This window comes from Bacillus subtilis subsp. subtilis str. 168 (assembly GCF_000009045.1).
GTDB classification, from domain to species: domain Bacteria; phylum Bacillota; class Bacilli; order Bacillales; family Bacillaceae; genus Bacillus; species Bacillus subtilis.
Window position 1 is genome coordinate 1425639 of record NC_000964.3, and the last position, 19669, is coordinate 1445307.

The window sequence follows — 19669 nt, forward strand, 5'->3', positions numbered from 1 at the left end:
AGATGAAATTTGAACAGTCTCATGTATTGAAGGAATTGCCTAAACAATTCTTCGCTTCTCTGGTGCAGAAAGTGAACCGAAAGCTTGCAGAAGGACATGACGTTATCAATCTGGGACAGGGAAATCCAGATCAGCCGACTCCTGAGCATATTGTTGAGGAGATGAAACGAGCTGTCGCTGATCCTGAGAATCATAAATATTCGTCTTTTCGCGGCTCATACCGTCTGAAGTCAGCGGCTGCTGCATTTTACAAAAGAGAATACGGCATTGATCTGGATCCGGAAACCGAAGTCGCTGTATTATTCGGCGGAAAAGCCGGTCTAGTCGAGCTCCCGCAATGCTTGTTGAATCCCGGTGATACGATTTTAGTTCCCGATCCGGGTTATCCTGATTACTGGTCGGGTGTCACACTTGCAAAAGCAAAGATGGAAATGATGCCGCTCGTAAAGGACAGAGCGTTTCTCCCTGATTACAGCAGCATAACCGCTGAAATAAGGGAACAGGCGAAATTGATGTATTTGAATTATCCGAATAATCCGACTGGAGCTGTTGCTACTTCCGAGTTCTTTGAAGATACCGTGCGTTTTGCGGCTGAAAACGGAATCTGCGTCGTTCACGATTTTGCTTACGGCGCTGTAGGATTTGACGGCTGCAAGCCTTTAAGCTTTTTGCAGACTGAAGGTGCGAAGGATATCGGAATTGAAATTTACACGCTGTCAAAAACGTATAATATGGCAGGATGGCGGGTTGGCTTTGCCGTCGGAAACGCTTCGGTCATTGAAGCGATCAATCTTTATCAAGACCATATGTTTGTCAGTCTTTTCAGAGCGACTCAGGAGGCTGCAGCAGAGGCACTGTTAGCCGATCAGACGTGTGTGGCAGAGCAAAATGCCAGGTATGAGAGCAGGAGAAACGCTTGGATCACGGCATGCCGGGAAATCGGCTGGGATGTAACAGCTCCCGCAGGTTCTTTTTTTGCATGGCTGCCTGTGCCTGAAGGCTATACTTCTGAGCAGTTCTCAGATCTTTTGCTGGAAAAAGCGAATGTGGCAGTTGCGGCTGGAAACGGCTTCGGTGAATATGGCGAGGGCTACGTCAGAGTCGGACTTTTAACAAGTGAAGAAAGACTTAAGGAAGCCGCTTATCGAATTGGCAAACTGAACCTGTTTACCCAAAAAAGCATTGACAAGACCTTATAACGATGGGATAATTCAAAATAATTTATAAAATCTATATTTTCTTATCAAGAGCAGGCAGAGGGACGAGCCCGATGAAGCCCGGCAACCGACTTATAAAGCACGGTGCTAATTCTTGCAGCTAGCGGCTGAGAGATAAGATTCGGACGAGAAACGAAACCTCTTTAGACGCGATTGCAGTTTGAAGAGGTTTTTTGATATGGATGAAAATGAAAGGAGCTCTGGCATGAGTGAGTTATTAGCGACATATCTCCTGACCGAACCGGGAGCCGATACAGAGAAGAAAGCAGAACAAATCGCAACAGGATTGACAGTAGGCTCCTGGACTGATCTGCCCCTTGTAAAACAGGAGCAAATGCAAAAGCACAAGGGGCGGGTGATAAAAGTTGAGGAGAGAGAGGGAACTGCTGCATCAGAAAAACAAGCGGTCATCACAATTGCCTATCCTGAAATCAATTTCTCTCAGGATATTCCGGCTTTGCTGACAACAGTGTTTGGCAAGCTGTCCCTGGACGGAAAAATCAAATTAATCGATCTTCACTTCTCTGAAGCATTTAAGCGTGCACTGCCGGGACCGAAGTTTGGCGTATACGGCATCCGGAAGCTGCTGGGAGAGTTTGAGAGACCGCTGTTAATGAGCATATTTAAAGGCGTAATCGGAAGGGACCTGAGTGATATTAAAGAACAGCTCCGGCAGCAGGCGCTTGGCGGAGTTGACTTGATTAAAGACGATGAAATTTTCTTTGAGACTGGTCTAGCGCCTTTTGAAACAAGAATTGCAGAAGGAAAGCAAATATTGAAAGAAACGTATGAACAAACCGGACATAAAACGCTGTATGCGGTGAATTTGACCGGACGTACGGCTGATCTGAAAGACAAAGCGAGACGCGCCGCCGAATTGGGAGCGGATGCGCTTTTGTTTAATGTCTTCGCTTACGGCTTGGACGTTATGCAAGGCCTTGCAGAAGATCCTGAAATCCCAGTTCCGATTATGGCGCATCCAGCAGTGAGCGGAGCGTTTACGTCTTCTCCGTTTTACGGTTTTTCTCACGCTCTTTTACTCGGAAAATTAAACCGATATTGCGGTGCTGACTTCAGCCTCTTTCCGTCTCCATATGGTTCGGTTGCGCTTCCAAGAGCAGATGCACTGGCGATTCATGAAGAATGTGTGAGAGAGGATGCTTTTAACCAAACATTTGCTGTTCCGTCAGCAGGCATTCATCCCGGCATGGTTCCGCTATTAATGCGTGATTTCGGCATAGACCACATTATTAACGCCGGAGGAGGCGTACATGGACATCCGAACGGTGCCCAAGGCGGGGGGCGAGCGTTCAGAGCTATTATTGATGCGGTCCTAGAGGCCCAGCCGATTGATGAAAAAGCCGAACAATGCAAGGATCTTAAGCTTGCGCTAGATAAATGGGGAAAGGCTGAAGCCGTATGACGACTCGAAAACCTTTTATTATTTGTGATTTTGACGGAACAATCACGATGAACGACAACATTATAAATATCATGAAAACATTTGCTCCCCCAGAGTGGATGGCATTAAAAGACGGCGTACTTTCCAAAACGCTGTCAATCAAGGAAGGTGTCGGGCGGATGTTCGGCCTTCTGCCCAGCAGTTTAAAAGAAGAGATTACAAGTTTTGTATTGGAAGATGCAAAAATCAGGGAAGGCTTTCGGGAATTTGTAGCATTTATCAATGAGCACGAGATTCCGTTTTATGTCATAAGCGGTGGAATGGACTTTTTTGTATATCCTTTGCTTGAAGGCATTGTGGAGAAAGACCGCATTTATTGCAACCATGCTTCATTTGACAATGACTATATCCATATTGACTGGCCTCATTCCTGCAAGGGCACATGCAGCAATCAATGCGGGTGCTGTAAGCCGTCGGTCATCCATGAACTTTCTGAACCGAACCAATATATCATCATGATCGGTGATTCGGTTACAGATGTGGAGGCAGCAAAGCTGTCTGACCTATGCTTTGCAAGGGATTATTTATTAAACGAATGCCGGGAGCAAAACCTCAATCATCTTCCGTATCAAGATTTTTATGAGATCAGAAAGGAAATTGAGAATGTAAAGGAGGTACAGGAATGGCTGCAAAACAAGAACGCTGGCGAGAGCTCGCTGAAGTAAAACGGGAATTGGCAGAGAGAGATTGGTTTCCGGCGACTAGCGGCAATCTGTCAATTAAGGTTACAGATGAGCCTTTAACATTTCTCGTCACTGCAAGCGGAAAAGATAAACGCAAAGAGACGGTTGAAGATTTTCTGCTGGTCGATCAAAACGGAGAGCCTGCTGAAAGCGGGCATTCTCTGAAACCGTCAGCAGAAACGCTTTTGCATACACATTTGTACAATAAAACCAATGCCGGATGCTGCCTGCATGTCCATACGGTAAACAATAATGTGATTTCAGAGTTATACGGAGACCAAAAGAAAATCACATTCAAAGGCCAGGAAATTATAAAAGCACTCGGCTTGTGGGAAGAGAACGCAGAAGTGACCGTTCCGATTATAGAAAATCCGGCACATATCCCGACGCTAGCGGCACTGTTTGCGGAAGAGATTTCAGAAGATTCAGGAGCTGTTCTGATCCGAAATCATGGTATTACGGCTTGGGGGAAAACAGCATTTGAGGCAAAAAGAGTGCTTGAAGCGTATGAATTTTTGTTCAGCTACCATTTGAAATTGAAAACACTCGAGCATCAGCTGGTTAAATAAAAGGAGGAATTGAAATGGCTACAATTCGAATTCATGATGAGGCAAATACAACGATTGAAAATCAAGAGGAAGTGGCAAGCTTTCTGGACAGTCAAGAGGTTATTTATGAGCAATGGGATATCACGAGGCTTCCGGAACATCTCTCAGAGAAATATGACCTGACAGAAGAAGAAAAACAGCAAATTCTTGATACCTTCGAAACTGAAATTAAAGATATCTCAACCCGCCGCGGCTATAAAGCACAGGATGTTATTTCATTGTCAGACAGCAATCCGAAACTTGATGAACTGCTTGAAAACTTTAAAAGAGAGCATCACCATACAGACGATGAGGTTCGTTTTATTGTAAGCGGACACGGTATTTTTGTCATTCAAGGCCAGGACGGCACGTTTTTTGATGTCCGTTTAAACCCTGGAGATTTAATCTCCGTGCCTGAGAATATCCGCCATTACTTCACGCTTCAGGAGGACCGCAAAGTTGTCGCGGTGAGAATTTTTGTCACAACTGAAGGCTGGGTTCCTATTTATGAAAAAGACAGCGTGAATCAATAAGCGTGAGATAGCCCCGTTCATCGAACGGGGCTTTTTATATTTATTGCAAACGCCACTTTTCATATTGTGACAGTTCTTTTTTAATCAGTGTCCAAATCAAACCTAAAACAGCTGCATCGTCAATGAATCCAAGACCGAGGATTACGTCTGGAATGATATCGAGCGGCATGACGATATACAGGATTGCGGCAGTTAACAGCAAAAGTGTTTTAACCTGTGAACGAGGGTAGTCGCCATTTCGCCAATCGCGAAGCATCTGAAAAAAAGTAGTGATGTGCTGGATACATTTTTTTCGGTTTTTCCTCTTTAAAATCGCTTTTCCGCCTGCCGCTCCGAGCATTATTGCTTTCTTTTTCTTCATTGGGCATACCTCCTGCCTGGCGGCGTGTTTAAGATATTCTTCACCTGGGTATTGTTCTTCTAATCCTATCAATATATCTATTATACCTGAAAAATTAACTTATTTAATGAAAATATGTTTACAAATAAAGTATAATCTGTAATAATGCACAATAACCCAATCAAACTTGTTTCCTATTTCTTAGCGGCGAGGGGTGAAGTGAATGGGCGGTTCTTCTGAACAAGAAAGATTGTTGGTGTCTATTGATGAAAAAAGAAAGTTAATGATAGATGCCGCTAGAAAGCAGGGATTTACAGGGCATGACACGATCAGGCACAGTCAGGAGCTGGATTGTTTAATAAATGAATATCATCAGCTTATGCAAGAAAACGAACATTCCCAAGGGATTCAAGGCCTTGTAAAGAAATTAGGCTTGTGGCCCCGCAGAGATGTTATGCCAGCATATGATGCAAATAAATAGCGGCCTATCAGATGCATATATAAAGAGAGAGCTTTTCGGAAGCGCTCTTTTTTTCTGGAAAAAATTCATATGAAAGAGGGAACTAATGAAGGAACTGGCGATTCTCATTACCGAAATGGTCAATCAATTTCATGATGCTTTTATTTCCTTATGCGGAATATTTGGCATTCATTTAACTGACAAAGAAATGCATTTTTGGGTGATCGGCATTTTTGGCATATTCTTTTTCGGCGTCACTCACGCTGTGTTTACATGGCTTTCTAAATGGAGTATGACAGCCTTGTCCTTTATCTATACCGTTACAGTCATCATTGTCATCGTATTTGCGATTGAGATTCAGCAAAAGGTGACGGGGAGAGGGAATATGGAGTTTTTAGATGCCACGGAAGGTATAAAGGGTTTTTTAGTATTTTTTATGTTTTTTTTGCTTTTGAAAATGCTGTTGCGTTTCATCAAAATCCTTTTTTCTGGAAGACCAGCAAGCAAATCGAATGGCAATGCCCGATCACGAAGATAAAAAACCCTCCTGACATGGTCAGGGGGGCTATGATGCGGATACGGGGAGGGTGATCGTCACCTCTGTGCCTCTTCGCACTTCACTTTCAATATGAATAGAGCCTCCGTACATCAGCACGATCCGTTTACAAACAACAAGGCCGAGACCGGTTCCTTTTTCTTTAGAAGTAACAAAGGGAAGGAAGATGTGATCCAGCATTTCCTGAGAAATCCCTTCACCGTTATCCACAACTTTGATTATGGCTTTTTTATCTAAAGCTCCTAGGGAGATCGTCAGTTTGCCTCCTTCAGGCATTGACTCGAGGCCATTTTTTGCTACATTTAAAATCACTTGTTTAATATGATCTTTTGTACATTTTACGAGTAAGGGCTGCTCGGTTAGATACTGTAATTCGACTTCAACATTGTATAGATTGCCCTCAGAATAAATGATCGGCATAATTTCTCCGATAATGTCCTGAAGTGAGTTCAGCTCCCATTTTTCAGCTGTCGGCTTGCCGAGAACGAGAAACTCACTCACTATTTGATTGATGCGCTTTATCTCCTGTTCGATAATGGAGAAGTAAAGCTGATCTTCCTCACCTTTATATTTCTTTTGCAACAGCTGAATAAAGCCGCTTATCCCGGTGAGGGGGTTACGGATTTCATGGGCTGTGCTGGCAGCAAGCGTCCCGATCAGCTCTAATTTTTGCGCCTCGTTTTCTGAGCGCTCCAGCTGGGTCTGCCGCTTCAGCAAATAATACAGCACGAGAATAAAAAGGATATTCAGCAGAACAATAATACATGAAAGCGGAAGCACAAGGCTTTTCGACAGTTCTTCTATTGTGACCGGGTTCGGATAGACTTTCATATTCCAGCTGATATCATCCAGATATCCGCTGACAGGTTTCTGATCCTCTGCATGAGAGGCTTGTCCGCTCGCAAAAATCATTTTCCCGTCTTGGTTCACAACTTCAATATAAACATCAGGGCTTAGTAAGTTAATGAGATTTTTCAAATAATCAATTTGAATAGCTGCGACAAGATAATCTGTCACATTACGTTTTGAGTCCAAAACAGGCACACAAATTGTGAAAATTGGCTGACCAGTAATTCTGCTCGAATAACTATCTGAAATGACTGTCTTTTTAGTTTCCTTTGCTTTTATAAAAAAAGATCTGTCGGCCAGGTTTACTTTCGTTTTTAATTCGGTTGTGCTTGCGGTGACGTCTCCTTTGGCATTGAGAAAATAGAGACCGGAAAATCTCGGCTCTGAATCAAAGGTCTTTTCCAAAATTGATTGCATTTTCTTTATATCAACCGGTCTGTCGATGGCGATGGACAAGGAGGTCATTCTCGCCATTGTTTCTCCGATTAAATAATTGATTTTGTTGCGGTGAAGGTTTAGCAGGACACTTGCTTCTTGTTTATGTTCTGCAGCTATTGTATCTTTTTCTTTTTCATATACGAAAAAGCTGATGACGATTGCCGGAATCACGACCAGTATGATATAAAGTTTGACTCTCCCGCAGGCGCCTTTTAGTATTTTCAATTTGCATCGCTCCAACATACACCTGATTAGAGGTATTATATCATTGTTTCTTCTTCTTTAATAAGAAAAAATAACCAAAAAAATTAGAAAAAGATGTTGGCAAGCTTACATTTTAAAAAAGAAGAGAAATATTGGAAAGATTTTTATTGACATTTTGGTCTTTGTTTATTAATGTTTCTCTGTAACGGTTTCTAAAAGGATGATTGAGACATGACAGAAAAATCACTGAAGTTATTTATCGTGCTGTCGCGCGCGTATCGGTCTATTAACGATCATATGAATAAGCATATTCATAAGCATGGGCTGAATCCGACTGAATTTGCTGTGCTAGAGCTTTTGTACCATAAAGGCGATCAGCCGCTGCAGCAGATAGGAGATAAAATTCTCTTGGCTAGCGGGAGCATCACATACGTTGTAGATAAGCTGGAGCAAAAAGAACTTCTCATTCGGAAAGCGTCTCCTACAGACAGACGAGTGACATTTGCGCAAATTACTGAAAAAGGCATCGGTCTTTTGAACGATATTTTCCCTGATCACGCTGCTGAAATTGATGAAATGATCAGCGTATTAAGCGAAGAAGAGGTAGAGATGTGCACCGAAATGTTAAAAAGAGTAGGATTAAACGCAAAACAGTTTCATAATAAGTAAAAAAAGGAAGCCTGATATGTCACAAGGCTTCCTTTTTTGCTATTTTTCATTTGTTTCCGCTGCGCCTCTCGGCAAAATGAGAACTTCAACCCGCCGGTTTTTGCTTCGGCCTTCCGCAGTTTTATTGGAAGCCACCGGTTTATACTCGCCATAACCCTTGGCGCTGAACACTTTTGCATCGAGCTTGGGGTTTTCAATCAGGAGCCCCATAAAGTTTACCGCTCTCATGACGCTTAAATGCCAGTTTGATTGGAATTCAGAATTTTTAATTGGCATATTATCAGTATGTCCGCTGATAATGATATTTCTTGGCGGGTTAATCACAAGAAGATTTGAAATCTCTTTTGCAAGCGGCACATCTTCCTTACGGATGGTCGCTTTTCCAGAATCGAAGAAGATGCTGTCTTTAATCGTAATCAGAAGGCCTTCACTAGTCATCTTCGTCTCCAGCTGATGTTCCAGCTTTTTATCTTTGATGAACTTTTCCACCTGGCTCTTCACATTTTCAAGTTCTTCTTGATCAGCTGCTTTTTCTTTTTCTTTCTTGTTTTTCTCTTTCTCTTCTTTTTCCTTTTTCACTTCATCGATGCCGTCTGACTCGTTTTCAGGAGGAGTGACACTGGAGTAGTCCAGTACACCGGTTCCGCCTGTAAAAACTTCATTAAATGATTTTGAGAGCATTTGAAACTTAGCTGCGTCAATCGAGCTGCTCGCGTACAGCACAATAAACAATGCCAGGAGAAGAGTAAGGATGTCGGCGTAAGGAACGAGCCATGATTCATCAACGTGCTCGTCCTCATGCTTCTTCTTCTTTTTTCTCGCCATTTTGCGCCTCTCCTTGTTCTGCAAATTTCAAGCGGTCCTTCGCAGGAAGATACATTAAAAGCTTTTGTTCGATGACTTTCGGTGCTTGTCCTTCTAAAACGGATAAAACACCTTCAATCATGACCTCACGCAGTTTTACTTCCTGTTTTGATTTTCGTTTTAATTTATTTGCGAAAGGATGCCATAACACATACCCTGTAAAGATACCGAGAAGTGTGGCAACAAAGGCAGCACTGATGGCGTGTCCAAGCTCATCTGTGTTATCCATATGAGAGAGAGCGGCAATCAGCCCGATTACAGCGCCGAGTACTCCAAGTGTCGGAGCGTACGTTCCTGCTTGTGTAAAAATAGCGGCTCCTGCTTGGTGCCTGTCCTCCATTGCTTCGACTTCCTCTGTCATAATATCTCTTATAAATTCCGCGCTTTGCCCGTCAACAGCCATGCTGAGCCCGTTTTTCAAGAAAGCATCATCTACATCCTCAATGCTTGCTTCTAAAGCAAGCAGACCTTCGCGGCGTGCAAGCTGAGCCCATTCAGAGAACATAGGAATGAGTTCCTCTATTGTGAGCTGTTTATTTTCCTTAAATAACACTCGAAACAGCGTAGGCACTTTTTTAATTTCTTTTGTTGGGAACGCAATAACGACTGCTGAGATTGTCCCGGCGATAATAATTAAAATGGCAGCGGGGTTTGCAAGGGCGCTGAAACTGACGCCTTTCAGAACCATCCCGACGCTCAATGCCACAAAAGCAAGAATAATACCGATTAACGAAGTTTTATCCATAGTTTTCACCAAATCCTTTTTTACTAGCTTGTCTATGGTTAATATCGGTTTTGGTGCCCGGAACTTTAGGGACATTGTGAATTTGTTCATGAAATATTCAAGGAAGAGGCATAGAAGGGAGAAATAAACAAAAACGGGCTCTCCAAAATTGAAAAGCCCGGGGGTCTACTGAAATTAGCAGCTTGCTTGCAAGCTGTCCTTCAGATGGTATTCATATAATAGTAGAAATACATATTCACTGTATATAAACATGTTCCATCCCTCCTTAAAAAAGTGTAAAGGATGAAGGGAAGTAGCGCTTCAGGAGAAGGGACGGTAATTTCTAAGTCAAGAGTATGAAAGTATAAAAAAAAGCGGCTTCCTAAAAGGAAACCGCTGATTGTTATTTTGCTCGCACTTTGATTTTATCATCTTCTAAAATCACGTGAAAACTTGTGATCTCGCCATTATCAAGCAGCAGATCGGTCATTTCATCCTCAACCCATTCTTGGATGGTTCTTCTAAGCGGACGTGCACCGAATGAAGGGTGGTAGCCCAGCTCAGCGATTTTTTCTTTCGCTTCATCTGTCACATTCAAGCTAATGCCCCGTTCCGCCAATGTTTCTTCAAGTTCTCCAAGAAGAAGGCTGACGATTTTGACAAGATGTTCTTTTTCCAATGAGCGGAACTCAATAATGCTGTCAAAACGGTTGAGGAACTCAGGTTTAAAGAACATGCTCAGTGAATCAATTAATGTTTGTTCTTCGATGACACTGTCATCTGATTGGAAACCGACTTTCGTTTGTTTCTCACCAGCACCCGCATTACTTGTCATGATGATCACAGTGTCTTTGAAGCTTACAGTTCTGCCTTGGCTGTCTGTCAGACGGCCATCTTCCATAATTTGCAGGAACATATGCTGAACGTCTGGGTGTGCTTTTTCAATCTCATCCAGCAACACAATGCTGTAAGGATTGCGGCGCACCTTCTCAGTTAATTGTCCAGCTTCCTCATGGCCGACATATCCAGGCGGTGAACCGATAATTTTAGATACGGCGTGTTTCTCCATGTATTCGCTCATATCGAGTCGGATAATAGCGTCTTTTGTGCCGAATAATTCATCTGCCAGTGTTTTAGAAAGCTCTGTTTTCCCTACGCCGGTAGGACCGACGAAGAGGAAGGAGCCGACTGGTCTGTTTTTGGATTTTAATCCGGCGCGGCTTCGTCTTACCGCTTTTGCCACTTTTTGAACAGCGGCTTCTTGTCCGATCACGCGTTCATGAAGTTTTGCTTCGAGTTCTTTCATTTTCGTTTGTTCGTCTGCCTGCAGTTTGCCGACAGGGATGCCTGTTTTTTGTTCAACAATTTCCTGAATGTGCTCAGCTTCCACAGTGACAGCGGTATGAGCGGAGGAGCTGTTCAGTTTTTTCTCCAATGCGAGTTCTTCATCACGGAGTTTTGCCGCCAGTTCGTAATTTTCTTCTTCCAGGGCTTTTGTTTTTTCGGCTTCAATTGCAGTTAAGCGTTCAGCGGCATCCTCATCATTCAGTTCATCAATTAACAGGTTGGCTTTTGAACCTGCTTCATCTAATAAATCAATTGCTTTATCCGGCAGGTGTCTGTCCTGAATGTAGCGGGATGATAAAGTGACACATGCTTTGATTGCTTCATCACTGAATGTTACGCCATGGTACGCCTCGTATTTGTCTTTAATCCCTTGCAGAATGAGGATAGCCTGTTCAATTGAAGGCTCCTGCACCATGACAGGCTGAAAACGTCTTTCCAGCGCGGCATCTTTTTCGATTTGACGATATTCTTTCAGTGTTGTCGCGCCAATGACTTGCAGTTCGCCTCTGGCTAGGGCCGGTTTGAGAATGTTGCCGGCGTCCATTGATCCTTCTGCAGAGCCTGCGCCGACGAGAAGGTGAATTTCATCAATGAACAGAATGACATTTTTTCGTTCCTTCAGCTCAGTGATCAGCTGTTTCATTCTCTCCTCAAATTGGCCTCTGATCCCTGTGTTTGCAACAAGAGATGCAACATCAAGCAAGTATAGCTCTTTGTTTTTTAGTTTGTTTGGAACATCACCTTCAGCAATTTTTAAAGCGAGCCCTTCAGCGATGGCAGTTTTCCCTACACCCGGCTCACCAATAAGAACCGGATTGTTTTTGTTTCGGCGGTTTAGAATTTCGATCACTCGCGCCACTTCATCATCACGGCCGATGACGGGATCAATGAGACCGGCTTTTGCACCGTTTGTAATATTTTGAGCCAGCTCATCAAGCAACCCTTTTTTTTCGCTTTGTTTTGCTGCGCTCTGTTCTTTCGGCTGGAATGCCTGTTCAAACGGAAATCCGAAAGATTGAGGACCCATACTCATTGAAGGTTTACGGGTCAGTTCGTTATAGCAAGTTTCACAAAGAACCATCTGTTTATGAACGGAATTTATTTGCATGTTAAGGCGAATCGTCGCCTCGTTTTGATGACAATGTTGACAACGCATTTGCCAAAACCTCCTTAATAATTTGATCATCTTTGACCAATGAAAGTGAATAAAAAGGTCTATTGGGTTTGACCTTCTTTGACTATTAGTATACGGCAAACTTAACGGCATTCAAACCAATATGCTCAAAGCAGACTGAATATTTGACTATCTTTGACCAATTGATTTTTAAAAAAGGCCGGTTTGTTTGACCAACTTTGATTAATAGTATACTCTGACTATCTTTGACTTTCAAGTCTTATGCACAAAAATTTTTGATTTGTTACAAAGTAAAACATGTTTTCTTCGTCTTTTCAAGGAACTTGTCTCATAGGTTATAAAAAGGCATATATGGACAAAACTGCGGTTCGTTCGGAGGGAAGAAATGGAACAATCAAAAGGGTCTGCAAGTCAGCTTGCTTTTGTGTATGTCGGCACAGTAGTCGGAGCTGGATTTGCGACTGGGAGGGAAATTGTTGAGTTTTTTCTGAAGTTCGGCTGGTTCGGTTTTTTCGGCATTCTCGTCAGCGGCGGAATGTTTACGTTACTGGGGGCCAAGCTGATGATCATTTCAAAGCGAATCAATGCCAAGTCATATCAAGAAATGAACATATTTTTGTTCGGGGCGACGGCTGGGCGGATTATCAATGTATTTATGCTGTTTGTTCTCCTTGGAGTTACATCTGTTATGCTTTCAGGGGCAGGGGCGCTTTTTGAGGAACAGCTGGGGATGTCCGCTCAGATTGGGATGCTCATTACAATCGGTCTGAGTTTAATTGTGATGACTAGAGGAGTAAAAGGCATTTTCGGTGTCAATGTGTTTGTTGTTCCTCTTTTAATCATCTTTTCAATGATTGTGGTGGCCGACTCTTTTATATTCAGCGAATCACGAAACGCAGCTCAGTGGGTCTGGCCGCATCGCTGGGATTGGCTGTTATCAGCAGTTTCTTACGGGGCTTTAAATTTATCGCTTGCCCAAGCTGTTTTGGTTCCGCTGGCGAATGAAATGTCATCGGAGAAAGTGATAAAAAAAGGCGCTTTAATCGGAGGCACGATGCTGACGATTGTGCTGTCCGCGAGTTTTCTGTCTTTGTCGACTCTTCCGGATGTATTTTTGTATGATATACCGATGGCGCAAGTGGTTTATCTCTTTGCACGATCTGTCCATTTGATTTATTTACTCATTATTTTCGGAGAAGTGTTCACATCAGTTATCGGTAATCTATATGGATTAGAAAAACAAGTGCAAAGCTTTCTTCCAGTGAAAAGCAAATATATCTTTGCAGCCATTATGATCACGGCTTATATTACGAGCCAAATAGGGTACGGCAGGCTTATTTCAACGATTTATCCCTTGTTTGGCTATGTGAGCCTGGCCTTCATAGGCGCTTTGCTTTGCAAAAAAGCTCCTCGGCGGCGCAGTTTATAAATATATATAATGAAACGAACCGTCACTATAGAGCGATAATTGATCTAGGAACCGGGGACTGACTTTTTTATTGTCAAGAAAAACATCATTATGGTAAGATAGCAGAAGTGAAAAAATTGAAGAAAATCCGTGCGATATGCGGGAGAGGTTCTAGCTACACCCTCTATAAAAAACTAAGGACGAGCTGTATCCTTGGATACGGCCTTTTTTATGTTTTTCTAGAGCACCTTCCGAAAAAAGGTGTTTTTTTGCGTGAATTAGCTGTAGCGATGTCTCTCGCCGGCGTTTTTATTGCGGAGAAGGAGAGGAATCATGAAAAAAGAAAAAGCAATTGTCGTATTTAGCGGCGGTCAAGACAGCACAACATGCTTACTGTGGGCCTTAAAAGAATTCGAAGAAGTCGAAACGGTGACTTTTCATTATAATCAGCGACATTCGCAGGAAGTTGAAGTGGCAAAATCCATTGCGGAAAAGCTTGGTGTGAAAAATCATTTGCTTGATATGTCACTTTTAAATCAGCTTGCACCGAATGCCCTGACTAGAAATGATATTGAGATAGAAGTAAAAGACGGCGAACTGCCATCCACATTCGTTCCAGGCCGCAATTTGGTATTCTTATCCTTTGCGTCTATCCTGGCTTACCAAATTGGCGCGCGCCACATTATTACAGGAGTTTGCGAGACAGACTTCAGTGGTTATCCTGACTGCCGTGACGAATTCGTGAAATCTTGCAATGTCACGGTAAATCTGGCAATGGAGAAGCCGTTTGTGATCCACACGCCTCTCATGTGGCTCAATAAGGCGGAAACGTGGAAGCTTGCAGATGAGCTTGGCGCGCTGGATTTTGTGAAAAACAACACGCTGACATGCTATAACGGCATCATCGCAGACGGCTGCGGCGAATGTCCGGCATGTCACCTTCGTTCAAAAGGTTATGAAGAATATATGGTGATGAAAGGAGAGCGTGCATAAATTGTTATCTCAAATTTATCCGCAGGCCCAGCATCCTTATTCGTTTGAACTGAATAAGGACATGCATATCTCAGCCGCTCATTTTATCCCTCGGGAAAGTGCGGGAGCGTGCAGCAGGGTTCACGGGCATACGTATACCGTAAATATAACCGTTGCCGGCGACGAACTTGACGATTCAGGCTTTCTTGTCAATTTCAGCGTACTCAAAAAACTGGTGCACGGAAACTATGATCACACGCTATTAAATGATCATGAAGATTTTTCTCAGGACGACCGGTATTCGCTGCCGACAACTGAAGTCGTGGCGAAAACGATTTATGACAACGTACAGGCTTATTTAGACACTTTGGAGAATAAGCCGACCTGTGTACAGGTGTTTGTCCGTGAAACACCGACAAGCTACTGTGTCTACCGTCCGAAAAAGGGTGGTTTGAATGGCTAAAGGAATTCCTGTATTAGAAATTTTCGGCCCGACGATTCAAGGAGAAGGCATGGTGATCGGACAGAAAACGATGTTCGTCCGGACAGCCGGCTGCGATTATTCCTGCAGCTGGTGTGACTCCGCTTTCACTTGGGACGGGTCTGCTAAAAAAGATATTCGCTGGATGACGGCGGAGGAGATTTTTGCGGAGCTTAAGGACATTGGGGGAGATGCGTTTTCTCATGTGACGATCTCAGGCGGCAACCCGGCTCTGTTAAAACAGCTGGATGCTTTTATTGAACTGCTGAAGGAAAATAACATCCGTGCAGCGCTTGAAACTCAAGGGACCGTTTATCAGGATTGGTTTACGCTGATTGATGACCTGACAATTTCTCCAAAACCGCCAAGCTCAAAAATGGTAACGAACTTTCAAAAGCTTGACCACATTTTAACTTCACTTCAAGAGAATGATAGACAGCATGCTGTCAGCTTGAAGGTTGTCATCTTTAATGATGAAGATCTGGAATTTGCCAAAACTGTGCACAAGCGGTATCCGGGAATCCCGTTTTATTTACAAGTCGGAAATGATGACGTGCATACGACAGATGATCAGTCACTGATTGCACATTTGCTTGGAAAATATGAAGCGCTTGTTGATAAGGTAGCTGTCGATGCGGAGCTGAATCTCGTCAGAGTGCTCCCGCAGCTGCACACCCTGTTATGGGGCAACAAACGCGGAGTATAATAGAAAGGAAGATGAACATGACGACAAGAAAAGAATCAGAATTAGAAGGTGTAACATTGCTAGGCAATCAAGGTACAAATTATTTGTTCGAATATGCACCGGACGTGCTGGAATCCTTCCCTAATAAACATGTAAACCGTGATTACTTTGTAAAATTCAATTGCCCGGAATTCACATCTTTATGTCCTAAAACAGGCCAGCCTGACTTTGCGACAATCTACATCAGCTACATTCCTGATGAAAAAATGGTTGAAAGCAAATCATTAAAGCTGTATCTATTCAGCTTCAGAAACCATGGTGACTTCCACGAGGACTGCATGAATATCATCATGAACGACTTGATTGAATTAATGGACCCGCGCTACATTGAAGTATGGGGCAAATTCACGCCAAGAGGCGGAATTTCCATTGATCCGTACACAAACTACGGAAAGCCTGGCACGAAGTATGAGAAAATGGCCGAATACCGTATGATGAACCATGATTTGTATCCGGAGACAATTGATAATCGTTAATTATTCCGTTGTGTGATACGGAGTGTAAAAGGAAGTGGAGTCACAGTAAAATCCGAACATTCAGCGTTAATTTTCAGCGGAAATGTGACCTGGTCACAGCGAAGTGTGACCCGCACTAAGCTCAATAAAAGTGGGAAAAGTCACACCTGAAAATGGCTCTACTCATGGGAATTGTATTAAAAAGTGTGACCTGAGGTGCAACCTGAACTGTGACTTTTATGCAGTGAAAAATTGATAGTACAGAAGCAGATTAAGGCGTACAATTTGTACGTCTTTTCTTTTTTATCCGAAAGAAAAAATGCCTATCTAGAGATCATAGGCATTAAATATTATTATCAATATCTTCATTTATTTTTTGGCTAAGTTTCTGAACCTTCTCTTTAACATTTGAAACAGCTCTTTTTTGAATTTCATCAATTCTCCTGAATATAGTCGATGACACTTCTTATTAGAACTTCACTTTCAAAATTGAATATCTCATTTATTTCTGACTGTTCTTCATCTGTTAGGTGATGGTATTGAAGTTGTTTAGCATTTACTTCAGCAGCTACATCAATCCTAACTTAGTTGTTCTGGTTGTACAATTTCATATTCACCTTCTGCATACTCTTGCTCCGCATAATAGCCTCCCCATTGACAGAGCTCCTGCAAGATAGGTTTAAGAGATTCTCCAAGTTCAGTGGATGAATATTCAACCTTCGGCGGTACTTGATTATACATCTTTCTGCTCACAAGTCCACTGGCTTCAAGCTCTCTAAGTGTTTGAATCAGCATTTTCTGAGTTATATTTGGGATAATGCGCTTTAATTCACTCGTTCTCTTTGGTCCATTCATTAAAAAGTATAATACAAGGCCTTTCCATTTTCCGCCAATAACTTCCTTTGTCACTTCAAACCCACAGCTAAATTTTTTCATGTCTAAAGCTCTCCATTCCACATTTATTACTTTTTAGTTACTATATCACAAAAAAGTGGGTACTTCCGATAATGTGCTTACTGAAGGATACTATATCTTGTAAGTTGTTCTTCAAGTACTTAAAGGTACTAGACATAAAATAAAATTAATTCTAAAGGAGTGTTAAGTATGGGTAAATTTGAAGGTAAAATAGCGCTTGTAACGGGTGGAACAAGTGGGATTGGTCTTGCTACAGCACAAAAATTTGTAAACGAAGGTGCATATGTTTATATTACGGGACGTAGACAAAACGAACTTGATAAAGCTGTTAACCAAATTGGCAAGAACGTAACCGGTGTTCAAGGTGATATTTCTAAGCTTGAAGACTTAGACAAACTATATGACATTATAAAGCAGGAAAAAGGTAAGTTGGACATTCTTTTTGCTAATGCAGGCATCGGCAACTTCCTTCCATTAGGTGAAATTACTGAAGAGCAGGTTGATAGAACGTTCGACATTAACGTTAAAGGAACCATCTTTACTGTTCAAAAAGCGTTATCACTATTCCCGGACAAAGTAGGTTCTATTATTGTAACGGGCTCTACTGCTGGATCAATTGGCAACCCAGCGTTTAGTGTATATGGAGCATCTAAAGCAGCATTAAGAGCACTAGTTCGCAACTGGATTCTTGACCTAAAAGGTACTGAAATCCGTGTAAATGTGGTTAGTCCAGGAGGTATTCTTACACCTGCCTACGATGAGCTTTTTGGTGATGCACTTGAAGAGGTACTGGAAAATAGCAGAAATACTGTTCCAGCTGGAAAAGTTGGGACACCTGAAGAAGTAGCAAACGCTGTATCTTTCCTTGCTTCAGACGAAAGCAGTTACTTGACGGGTGTTGAATTGTTCGTAGATGGCGGGCTAGCACAGGTATAATTTCACTGCGCAGAGATTACAAATAGTCCCCAAAAAAGGTTAATGGGGATTTACTTGAAGAAGTCGTATAAAAAAGTCGTTTTCCTTAAAGGACAGGGAATTCGACTTTTTTATATTTGAATTTGATTAACGTTGTAAATTCGCATTTTCCTGGGGCTACTACTAAATGACCTGTAAAAAAGATTACACTGTGAATAAATGTACTTAAAGTAACGGGGGCTCTTGACTTTTAATAAAAAATAATATCCCTGTCCTTGTATTCTAATACTTTTAAAAATATTTAAAGGAATCCTTATGTCCTGAATAACCACATAGGAAAATATGTTGTAGGTTGCTTTCTTTTTTTGTGGGGCATCCCACACAAGCTATCTCGTGATCTCACACCTGAACGTTTTTTATAGACTAGTACCGCGACAAGTTATATTACATATACATACCAATAAAGTAGACATTAAAAAGTGAAAGAGAGGATGGAAATGTGTGAAAATTCTTTTCCTTGAGAGTCATCCCATGTGGCTCTATGGTTTACCGAATGGGTTTAGGGAAGCAGGACATACCGTAATGATTTCCGGTCCTGTAAGTCGGGAAAATATAACTGAAATGATAGACGAATTTAAACCAGATTTAATAGTATCTATGGGATGGACACCAGAGCATTCAAGGGAAAAGCAGGCCTGGATTCGCAACGCTACTAAAAAGGTGAATATCCCTCTCGTTTATTGGGCAACTGAAGACCCGCTGCACACTCAAAACTTTACTATCCCGTTAATTAAAAAGATGAAACCGGATTTTGTTTTCACGGTCACGCCTTCTCTGTGTAAAACTTATGAAAGCATGGGGATTAAAGCAGCTCACTTAGACTTTGCATTTCACGAAAGTATACATCACCAGATTAAACCATTAGCGAAATACAGTTGTGATATAGCAGTGGTGGCTAATGCTTACCCTAATTTTCTTGAAGAACATCCGGAAGTGTTCCGTTCGTCCTCTTTAAAAACGCTTATTCGTCCTCTTATACGGAAGGGTATTCGCATTGATTTTTGGGGGAGAAACTGGGAAAAAATGAGTAAATATATAGGAAGAGAAATTCCCCGCAATTGGATCCATGGATACCTTGATTATACTGAAGCATATAAAGTTTACAGTTCAGCAAAAATCATTATCGGTTTGCAAAACTGTGAAAGCCAACTTACACAACGCACCTATGAGATTCTTGGTTCCGGGGGGTTTTTATTGACATCGGATACACCAGCAGTTCGAGGTAAATTCAAACCTGGCCGCGATCTCATCGTTTCTTCCTCCCCAAAAGAAACATTGGAAAAGGTTAAATACTATTTAAATCATGATAGCGAGAGAAAAAAGATTCAGATAAACGGTAAAAAGGCTGTAAAGAATGATTCCTATCGGCATAGAGCCGAGAGAATGCTTGAGGTGCTAAAAAGCAGAGGAATCATAAGAAACTTAGGGGAAACCATTCATTATGTAGATGTTCTCAAAGAAAAATACGTGATCCATCATGTTACTCCCGGTGAAACATTATCAATAATTGCCAGTAAGTATAATGTTTCCCTGCAGCAACTCATGGAGCTTAATCATTTCAAATCAGATCAAATATATGCTGGACAAATCATTAAGATTAGAGAGAAACTGTTTAGAAATATTAATAACAAATTATTCTAAAGGAGAGTA

At 42.1% G+C, this 19669-nt stretch carries 21 protein-coding genes and 2 other RNA genes; 17 read left to right on the top strand and 6 right to left on the bottom strand.

Features of this window, described 5'->3' with window-relative positions; translation table 11 throughout:
• The first annotated feature begins 2 nt into the window (after window positions 1-2).
• The 6 genes from mtnE to mtnD all read left to right on the top strand — a co-directional run bounded on the left by mtnE (window position 3) and on the right by mtnD (window position 4482).
• A complete protein-coding gene (mtnE, locus tag BSU_13580; RefSeq protein NP_389241.1) occupies window positions 3-1199 on the top strand; it encodes a methionine-glutamine aminotransferase in 1197 nt (398 codons plus the stop codon).
• A gap of 38 nt (window positions 1200-1237) precedes the next feature.
• Window positions 1238-1338, top strand: an RNA gene (mswD, locus tag BSU_misc_RNA_21) — S-adenosylmethionine riboswitch.
• Between the two features lie 84 nt (window positions 1339-1422).
• Window positions 1423-2640 carry a 2,3-diketo-5-methylthiopentyl-1-phosphate enolase (DK-MTP-1-P enolase) gene (gene mtnW / locus BSU_13590; RefSeq protein NP_389242.2) on the top strand — a complete coding sequence of 406 codons (1218 nt, stop codon included), beginning with the start codon at window positions 1423-1425 and terminating at the stop codon, window positions 2638-2640.
• Complete coding sequence (gene mtnX, locus BSU_13600) at window positions 2637-3344, top strand: 2-hydroxy-3-keto-5-methylthiopentenyl-1-phosphatephosphatase (HK-MTPenyl-1-P phosphatase) (protein NP_389243.1); 708 nt, start codon at window positions 2637-2639, stop codon at window positions 3342-3344. Before mtnW ends, mtnX begins: the two co-directional genes overlap by 4 nt.
• Window positions 3302-3931 (top strand): methylthioribulose-1-phosphate dehydratase (MTRu-1-P dehydratase), encoded by a 630-nt coding sequence (gene mtnB, locus BSU_13610; RefSeq protein ID NP_389244.1) that lies wholly within the window; start codon window positions 3302-3304, stop codon window positions 3929-3931. The genes mtnX and mtnB overlap by 43 nt, the downstream gene beginning before the upstream one ends.
• A 14-nt stretch (window positions 3932-3945) precedes the next feature.
• Complete coding sequence (gene mtnD, locus BSU_13620; RefSeq protein ID NP_389245.1) at window positions 3946-4482, top strand: acireductone dioxygenase (Ni2+ or Fe2+-requiring); 537 nt, start codon at window positions 3946-3948, stop codon at window positions 4480-4482.
• 40 nt (window positions 4483-4522) lie between these two features.
• Here the strand turns inward: mtnD and ykvA are convergent, their stop codons facing one another.
• On the bottom strand, window positions 4523-4843 hold the full coding sequence (gene ykvA / locus BSU_13630; RefSeq protein ID NP_389246.1) for a hypothetical protein: 321 nt from the start codon (window positions 4841-4843) through the stop codon (window positions 4523-4525).
• A 202-nt stretch (window positions 4844-5045) separates the two neighbouring features.
• Between ykvA and spo0E the strand changes: the two genes are divergently transcribed.
• Window positions 5046-5303 (top strand): negative regulatory phosphatase acting on Spo0A-P (sporulation), encoded by a 258-nt coding sequence (gene spo0E, locus BSU_13640; RefSeq protein NP_389247.1) that lies wholly within the window; start codon window positions 5046-5048, stop codon window positions 5301-5303.
• Between the two features lie 85 nt (window positions 5304-5388).
• Window positions 5389-5820 carry a putative small membrane protein gene (eag, locus tag BSU_13650; protein NP_389248.1) on the top strand — a complete coding sequence of 144 codons (432 nt, stop codon included), beginning with the start codon at window positions 5389-5391 and terminating at the stop codon, window positions 5818-5820.
• A 27-nt stretch (window positions 5821-5847) separates the two neighbouring features.
• On the opposite strand, the gene kinD is transcribed toward eag, so the two are convergent.
• Window positions 5848-7368 carry a histidine kinase phosphorylating Spo0A gene (gene kinD, locus BSU_13660; RefSeq protein NP_389249.1) on the bottom strand — a complete coding sequence of 507 codons (1521 nt, stop codon included), beginning with the start codon at window positions 7366-7368 and terminating at the stop codon, window positions 5848-5850.
• A gap of 192 nt (window positions 7369-7560) precedes the next feature.
• Between kinD and mhqR the strand changes: the two genes are divergently transcribed.
• Window positions 7561-7998 (top strand): transcriptional regulator (MarR family), encoded by a 438-nt coding sequence (gene mhqR / locus BSU_13670; protein ID NP_389250.1) that lies wholly within the window; start codon window positions 7561-7563, stop codon window positions 7996-7998.
• 39 nt (window positions 7999-8037) lie between these two features.
• Here mhqR and motB read toward each other — a convergent pair whose 3' ends face one another.
• The 3 genes from motB to clpE form a co-directional block, all read right to left on the bottom strand.
• Window positions 8038-8823, bottom strand: coding sequence for a motility protein B; MotB component of the H+-coupled stator flagellum complex (gene motB / locus BSU_13680; protein NP_389251.1), 786 nt, complete (start codon window positions 8821-8823; stop codon window positions 8038-8040).
• Window positions 8795-9607: a motility protein A; MotA component of the H+-coupled stator flagellum complex gene (motA, locus tag BSU_13690; protein NP_389252.1), complete on the bottom strand. Its 813-nt coding sequence runs from the start codon at window positions 9605-9607 to the stop codon at window positions 8795-8797. Before motA ends, motB begins: the two co-directional genes overlap by 29 nt.
• A gap of 382 nt (window positions 9608-9989) precedes the next feature.
• Window positions 9990-12089: an ATP-dependent Clp protease (class III stress gene) gene (gene clpE / locus BSU_13700; protein NP_389253.1), complete on the bottom strand. Its 2100-nt coding sequence runs from the start codon at window positions 12087-12089 to the stop codon at window positions 9990-9992.
• A gap of 364 nt (window positions 12090-12453) precedes the next feature.
• Here clpE and ykvI point away from each other — a divergent pair, with 364 nt between their 5' ends.
• The 6 genes from ykvI to queF all read left to right on the top strand — a co-directional run bounded on the left by ykvI (window position 12454) and on the right by queF (window position 16150).
• Entirely contained in the window at window positions 12454-13497 is a 1044-nt protein-coding gene (gene ykvI / locus BSU_13710; protein NP_389254.1) for a putative transporter, read from the top strand.
• A 138-nt stretch (window positions 13498-13635) separates the two neighbouring features.
• Window positions 13636-13680, top strand: an RNA gene (gene qswA / locus BSU_misc_RNA_22) — preQ1 riboswitch.
• A gap of 129 nt (window positions 13681-13809) precedes the next feature.
• Window positions 13810-14469, top strand: a complete 660-nt coding sequence (gene queC, locus BSU_13720) for a pre-queuosine 0 synthase (RefSeq protein NP_389255.1) — start codon at window positions 13810-13812, stop codon at window positions 14467-14469.
• A complete protein-coding gene (gene queD, locus BSU_13730; RefSeq protein ID NP_389256.1) occupies window positions 14462-14911 on the top strand; it encodes a 6-carboxy-5,6,7,8-tetrahydropterin synthase; queuosine biosynthesis in 450 nt (149 codons plus the stop codon). Before queC ends, queD begins: the two co-directional genes overlap by 8 nt.
• Entirely contained in the window at window positions 14904-15635 is a 732-nt protein-coding gene (queE, locus tag BSU_13740; RefSeq protein NP_389257.1) for a 7-carboxy-7-deazaguanine synthase, read from the top strand. The genes queD and queE overlap by 8 nt, the downstream gene beginning before the upstream one ends.
• A 17-nt stretch (window positions 15636-15652) precedes the next feature.
• Window positions 15653-16150: an NADPH-dependent 7-cyano-7-deazaguanine reductase gene (gene queF, locus BSU_13750; protein NP_389258.1), complete on the top strand. Its 498-nt coding sequence runs from the start codon at window positions 15653-15655 to the stop codon at window positions 16148-16150.
• Between the two features lie 558 nt (window positions 16151-16708).
• Here the strand turns inward: queF and ykvN are convergent.
• Window positions 16709-17065 (bottom strand): putative transcriptional regulator (HGT island), encoded by a 357-nt coding sequence (ykvN, locus tag BSU_13760; protein ID NP_389259.1) that lies wholly within the window; start codon window positions 17063-17065, stop codon window positions 16709-16711.
• Between the two features lie 168 nt (window positions 17066-17233).
• Here ykvN and ykvO point away from each other — a divergent pair, with 168 nt between their 5' ends.
• Both ykvO and ykvP read left to right on the top strand, forming a co-directional pair.
• The gene (gene ykvO, locus BSU_13770; RefSeq protein ID NP_389260.1) at window positions 17234-17980 is read left to right on the top strand and encodes a putative oxidoreductase (HGT island); all 747 of its coding nucleotides are present in this window, start codon (window positions 17234-17236) and stop codon (window positions 17978-17980) included.
• Between the two features lie 480 nt (window positions 17981-18460).
• Window positions 18461-19660 (top strand): spore protein (HGT island), encoded by a 1200-nt coding sequence (ykvP, locus tag BSU_13780; protein NP_389261.1) that lies wholly within the window; start codon window positions 18461-18463, stop codon window positions 19658-19660.
• Window positions 19661-19669: the final 9 nt, after the last annotated feature.

What these genes read in the sequence shown, in the direction of transcription:
- mtnE (NP_389241.1), top strand. Translation starts at nt 3, where the DNA reads ATGAAATTTGAACAGTCTCATGTATTGAAGGAATTGCCTAAACAATTC.
- mtnW (NP_389242.2), top strand. Translation starts at nt 1,423, where the DNA reads ATGAGTGAGTTATTAGCGACATATCTCCTGACCGAACCGGGAGCCGAT.
- mtnX (NP_389243.1), top strand. Translation starts at nt 2,637, where the DNA reads ATGACGACTCGAAAACCTTTTATTATTTGTGATTTTGACGGAACAATC.
- mtnB (NP_389244.1), top strand. Translation starts at nt 3,302, where the DNA reads ATGGCTGCAAAACAAGAACGCTGGCGAGAGCTCGCTGAAGTAAAACGG.
- mtnD (NP_389245.1), top strand. Translation starts at nt 3,946, where the DNA reads ATGGCTACAATTCGAATTCATGATGAGGCAAATACAACGATTGAAAAT.
- ykvA (NP_389246.1), bottom strand. Translation starts at nt 4,843, where the DNA reads ATGAAGAAAAAGAAAGCAATAATGCTCGGAGCGGCAGGCGGAAAAGCG.
- spo0E (NP_389247.1), top strand. Translation starts at nt 5,046, where the DNA reads ATGGGCGGTTCTTCTGAACAAGAAAGATTGTTGGTGTCTATTGATGAA.
- eag (NP_389248.1), top strand. Translation starts at nt 5,389, where the DNA reads ATGAAGGAACTGGCGATTCTCATTACCGAAATGGTCAATCAATTTCAT.
- kinD (NP_389249.1), bottom strand. Translation starts at nt 7,368, where the DNA reads ATGTTGGAGCGATGCAAATTGAAAATACTAAAAGGCGCCTGCGGGAGA.
- mhqR (NP_389250.1), top strand. Translation starts at nt 7,561, where the DNA reads ATGACAGAAAAATCACTGAAGTTATTTATCGTGCTGTCGCGCGCGTAT.
- motB (NP_389251.1), bottom strand. Translation starts at nt 8,823, where the DNA reads ATGGCGAGAAAAAAGAAGAAGAAGCATGAGGACGAGCACGTTGATGAA.
- motA (NP_389252.1), bottom strand. Translation starts at nt 9,607, where the DNA reads ATGGATAAAACTTCGTTAATCGGTATTATTCTTGCTTTTGTGGCATTG.
- clpE (NP_389253.1), bottom strand. Translation starts at nt 12,089, where the DNA reads ATGCGTTGTCAACATTGTCATCAAAACGAGGCGACGATTCGCCTTAAC.
- ykvI (NP_389254.1), top strand. Translation starts at nt 12,454, where the DNA reads ATGGAACAATCAAAAGGGTCTGCAAGTCAGCTTGCTTTTGTGTATGTC.
- queC (NP_389255.1), top strand. Translation starts at nt 13,810, where the DNA reads ATGAAAAAAGAAAAAGCAATTGTCGTATTTAGCGGCGGTCAAGACAGC.
- queE (NP_389257.1), top strand. Translation starts at nt 14,904, where the DNA reads ATGGCTAAAGGAATTCCTGTATTAGAAATTTTCGGCCCGACGATTCAA.
- queF (NP_389258.1), top strand. Translation starts at nt 15,653, where the DNA reads ATGACGACAAGAAAAGAATCAGAATTAGAAGGTGTAACATTGCTAGGC.
- ykvN (NP_389259.1), bottom strand. Translation starts at nt 17,065, where the DNA reads ATGAAAAAATTTAGCTGTGGGTTTGAAGTGACAAAGGAAGTTATTGGC.
- ykvO (NP_389260.1), top strand. Translation starts at nt 17,234, where the DNA reads ATGGGTAAATTTGAAGGTAAAATAGCGCTTGTAACGGGTGGAACAAGT.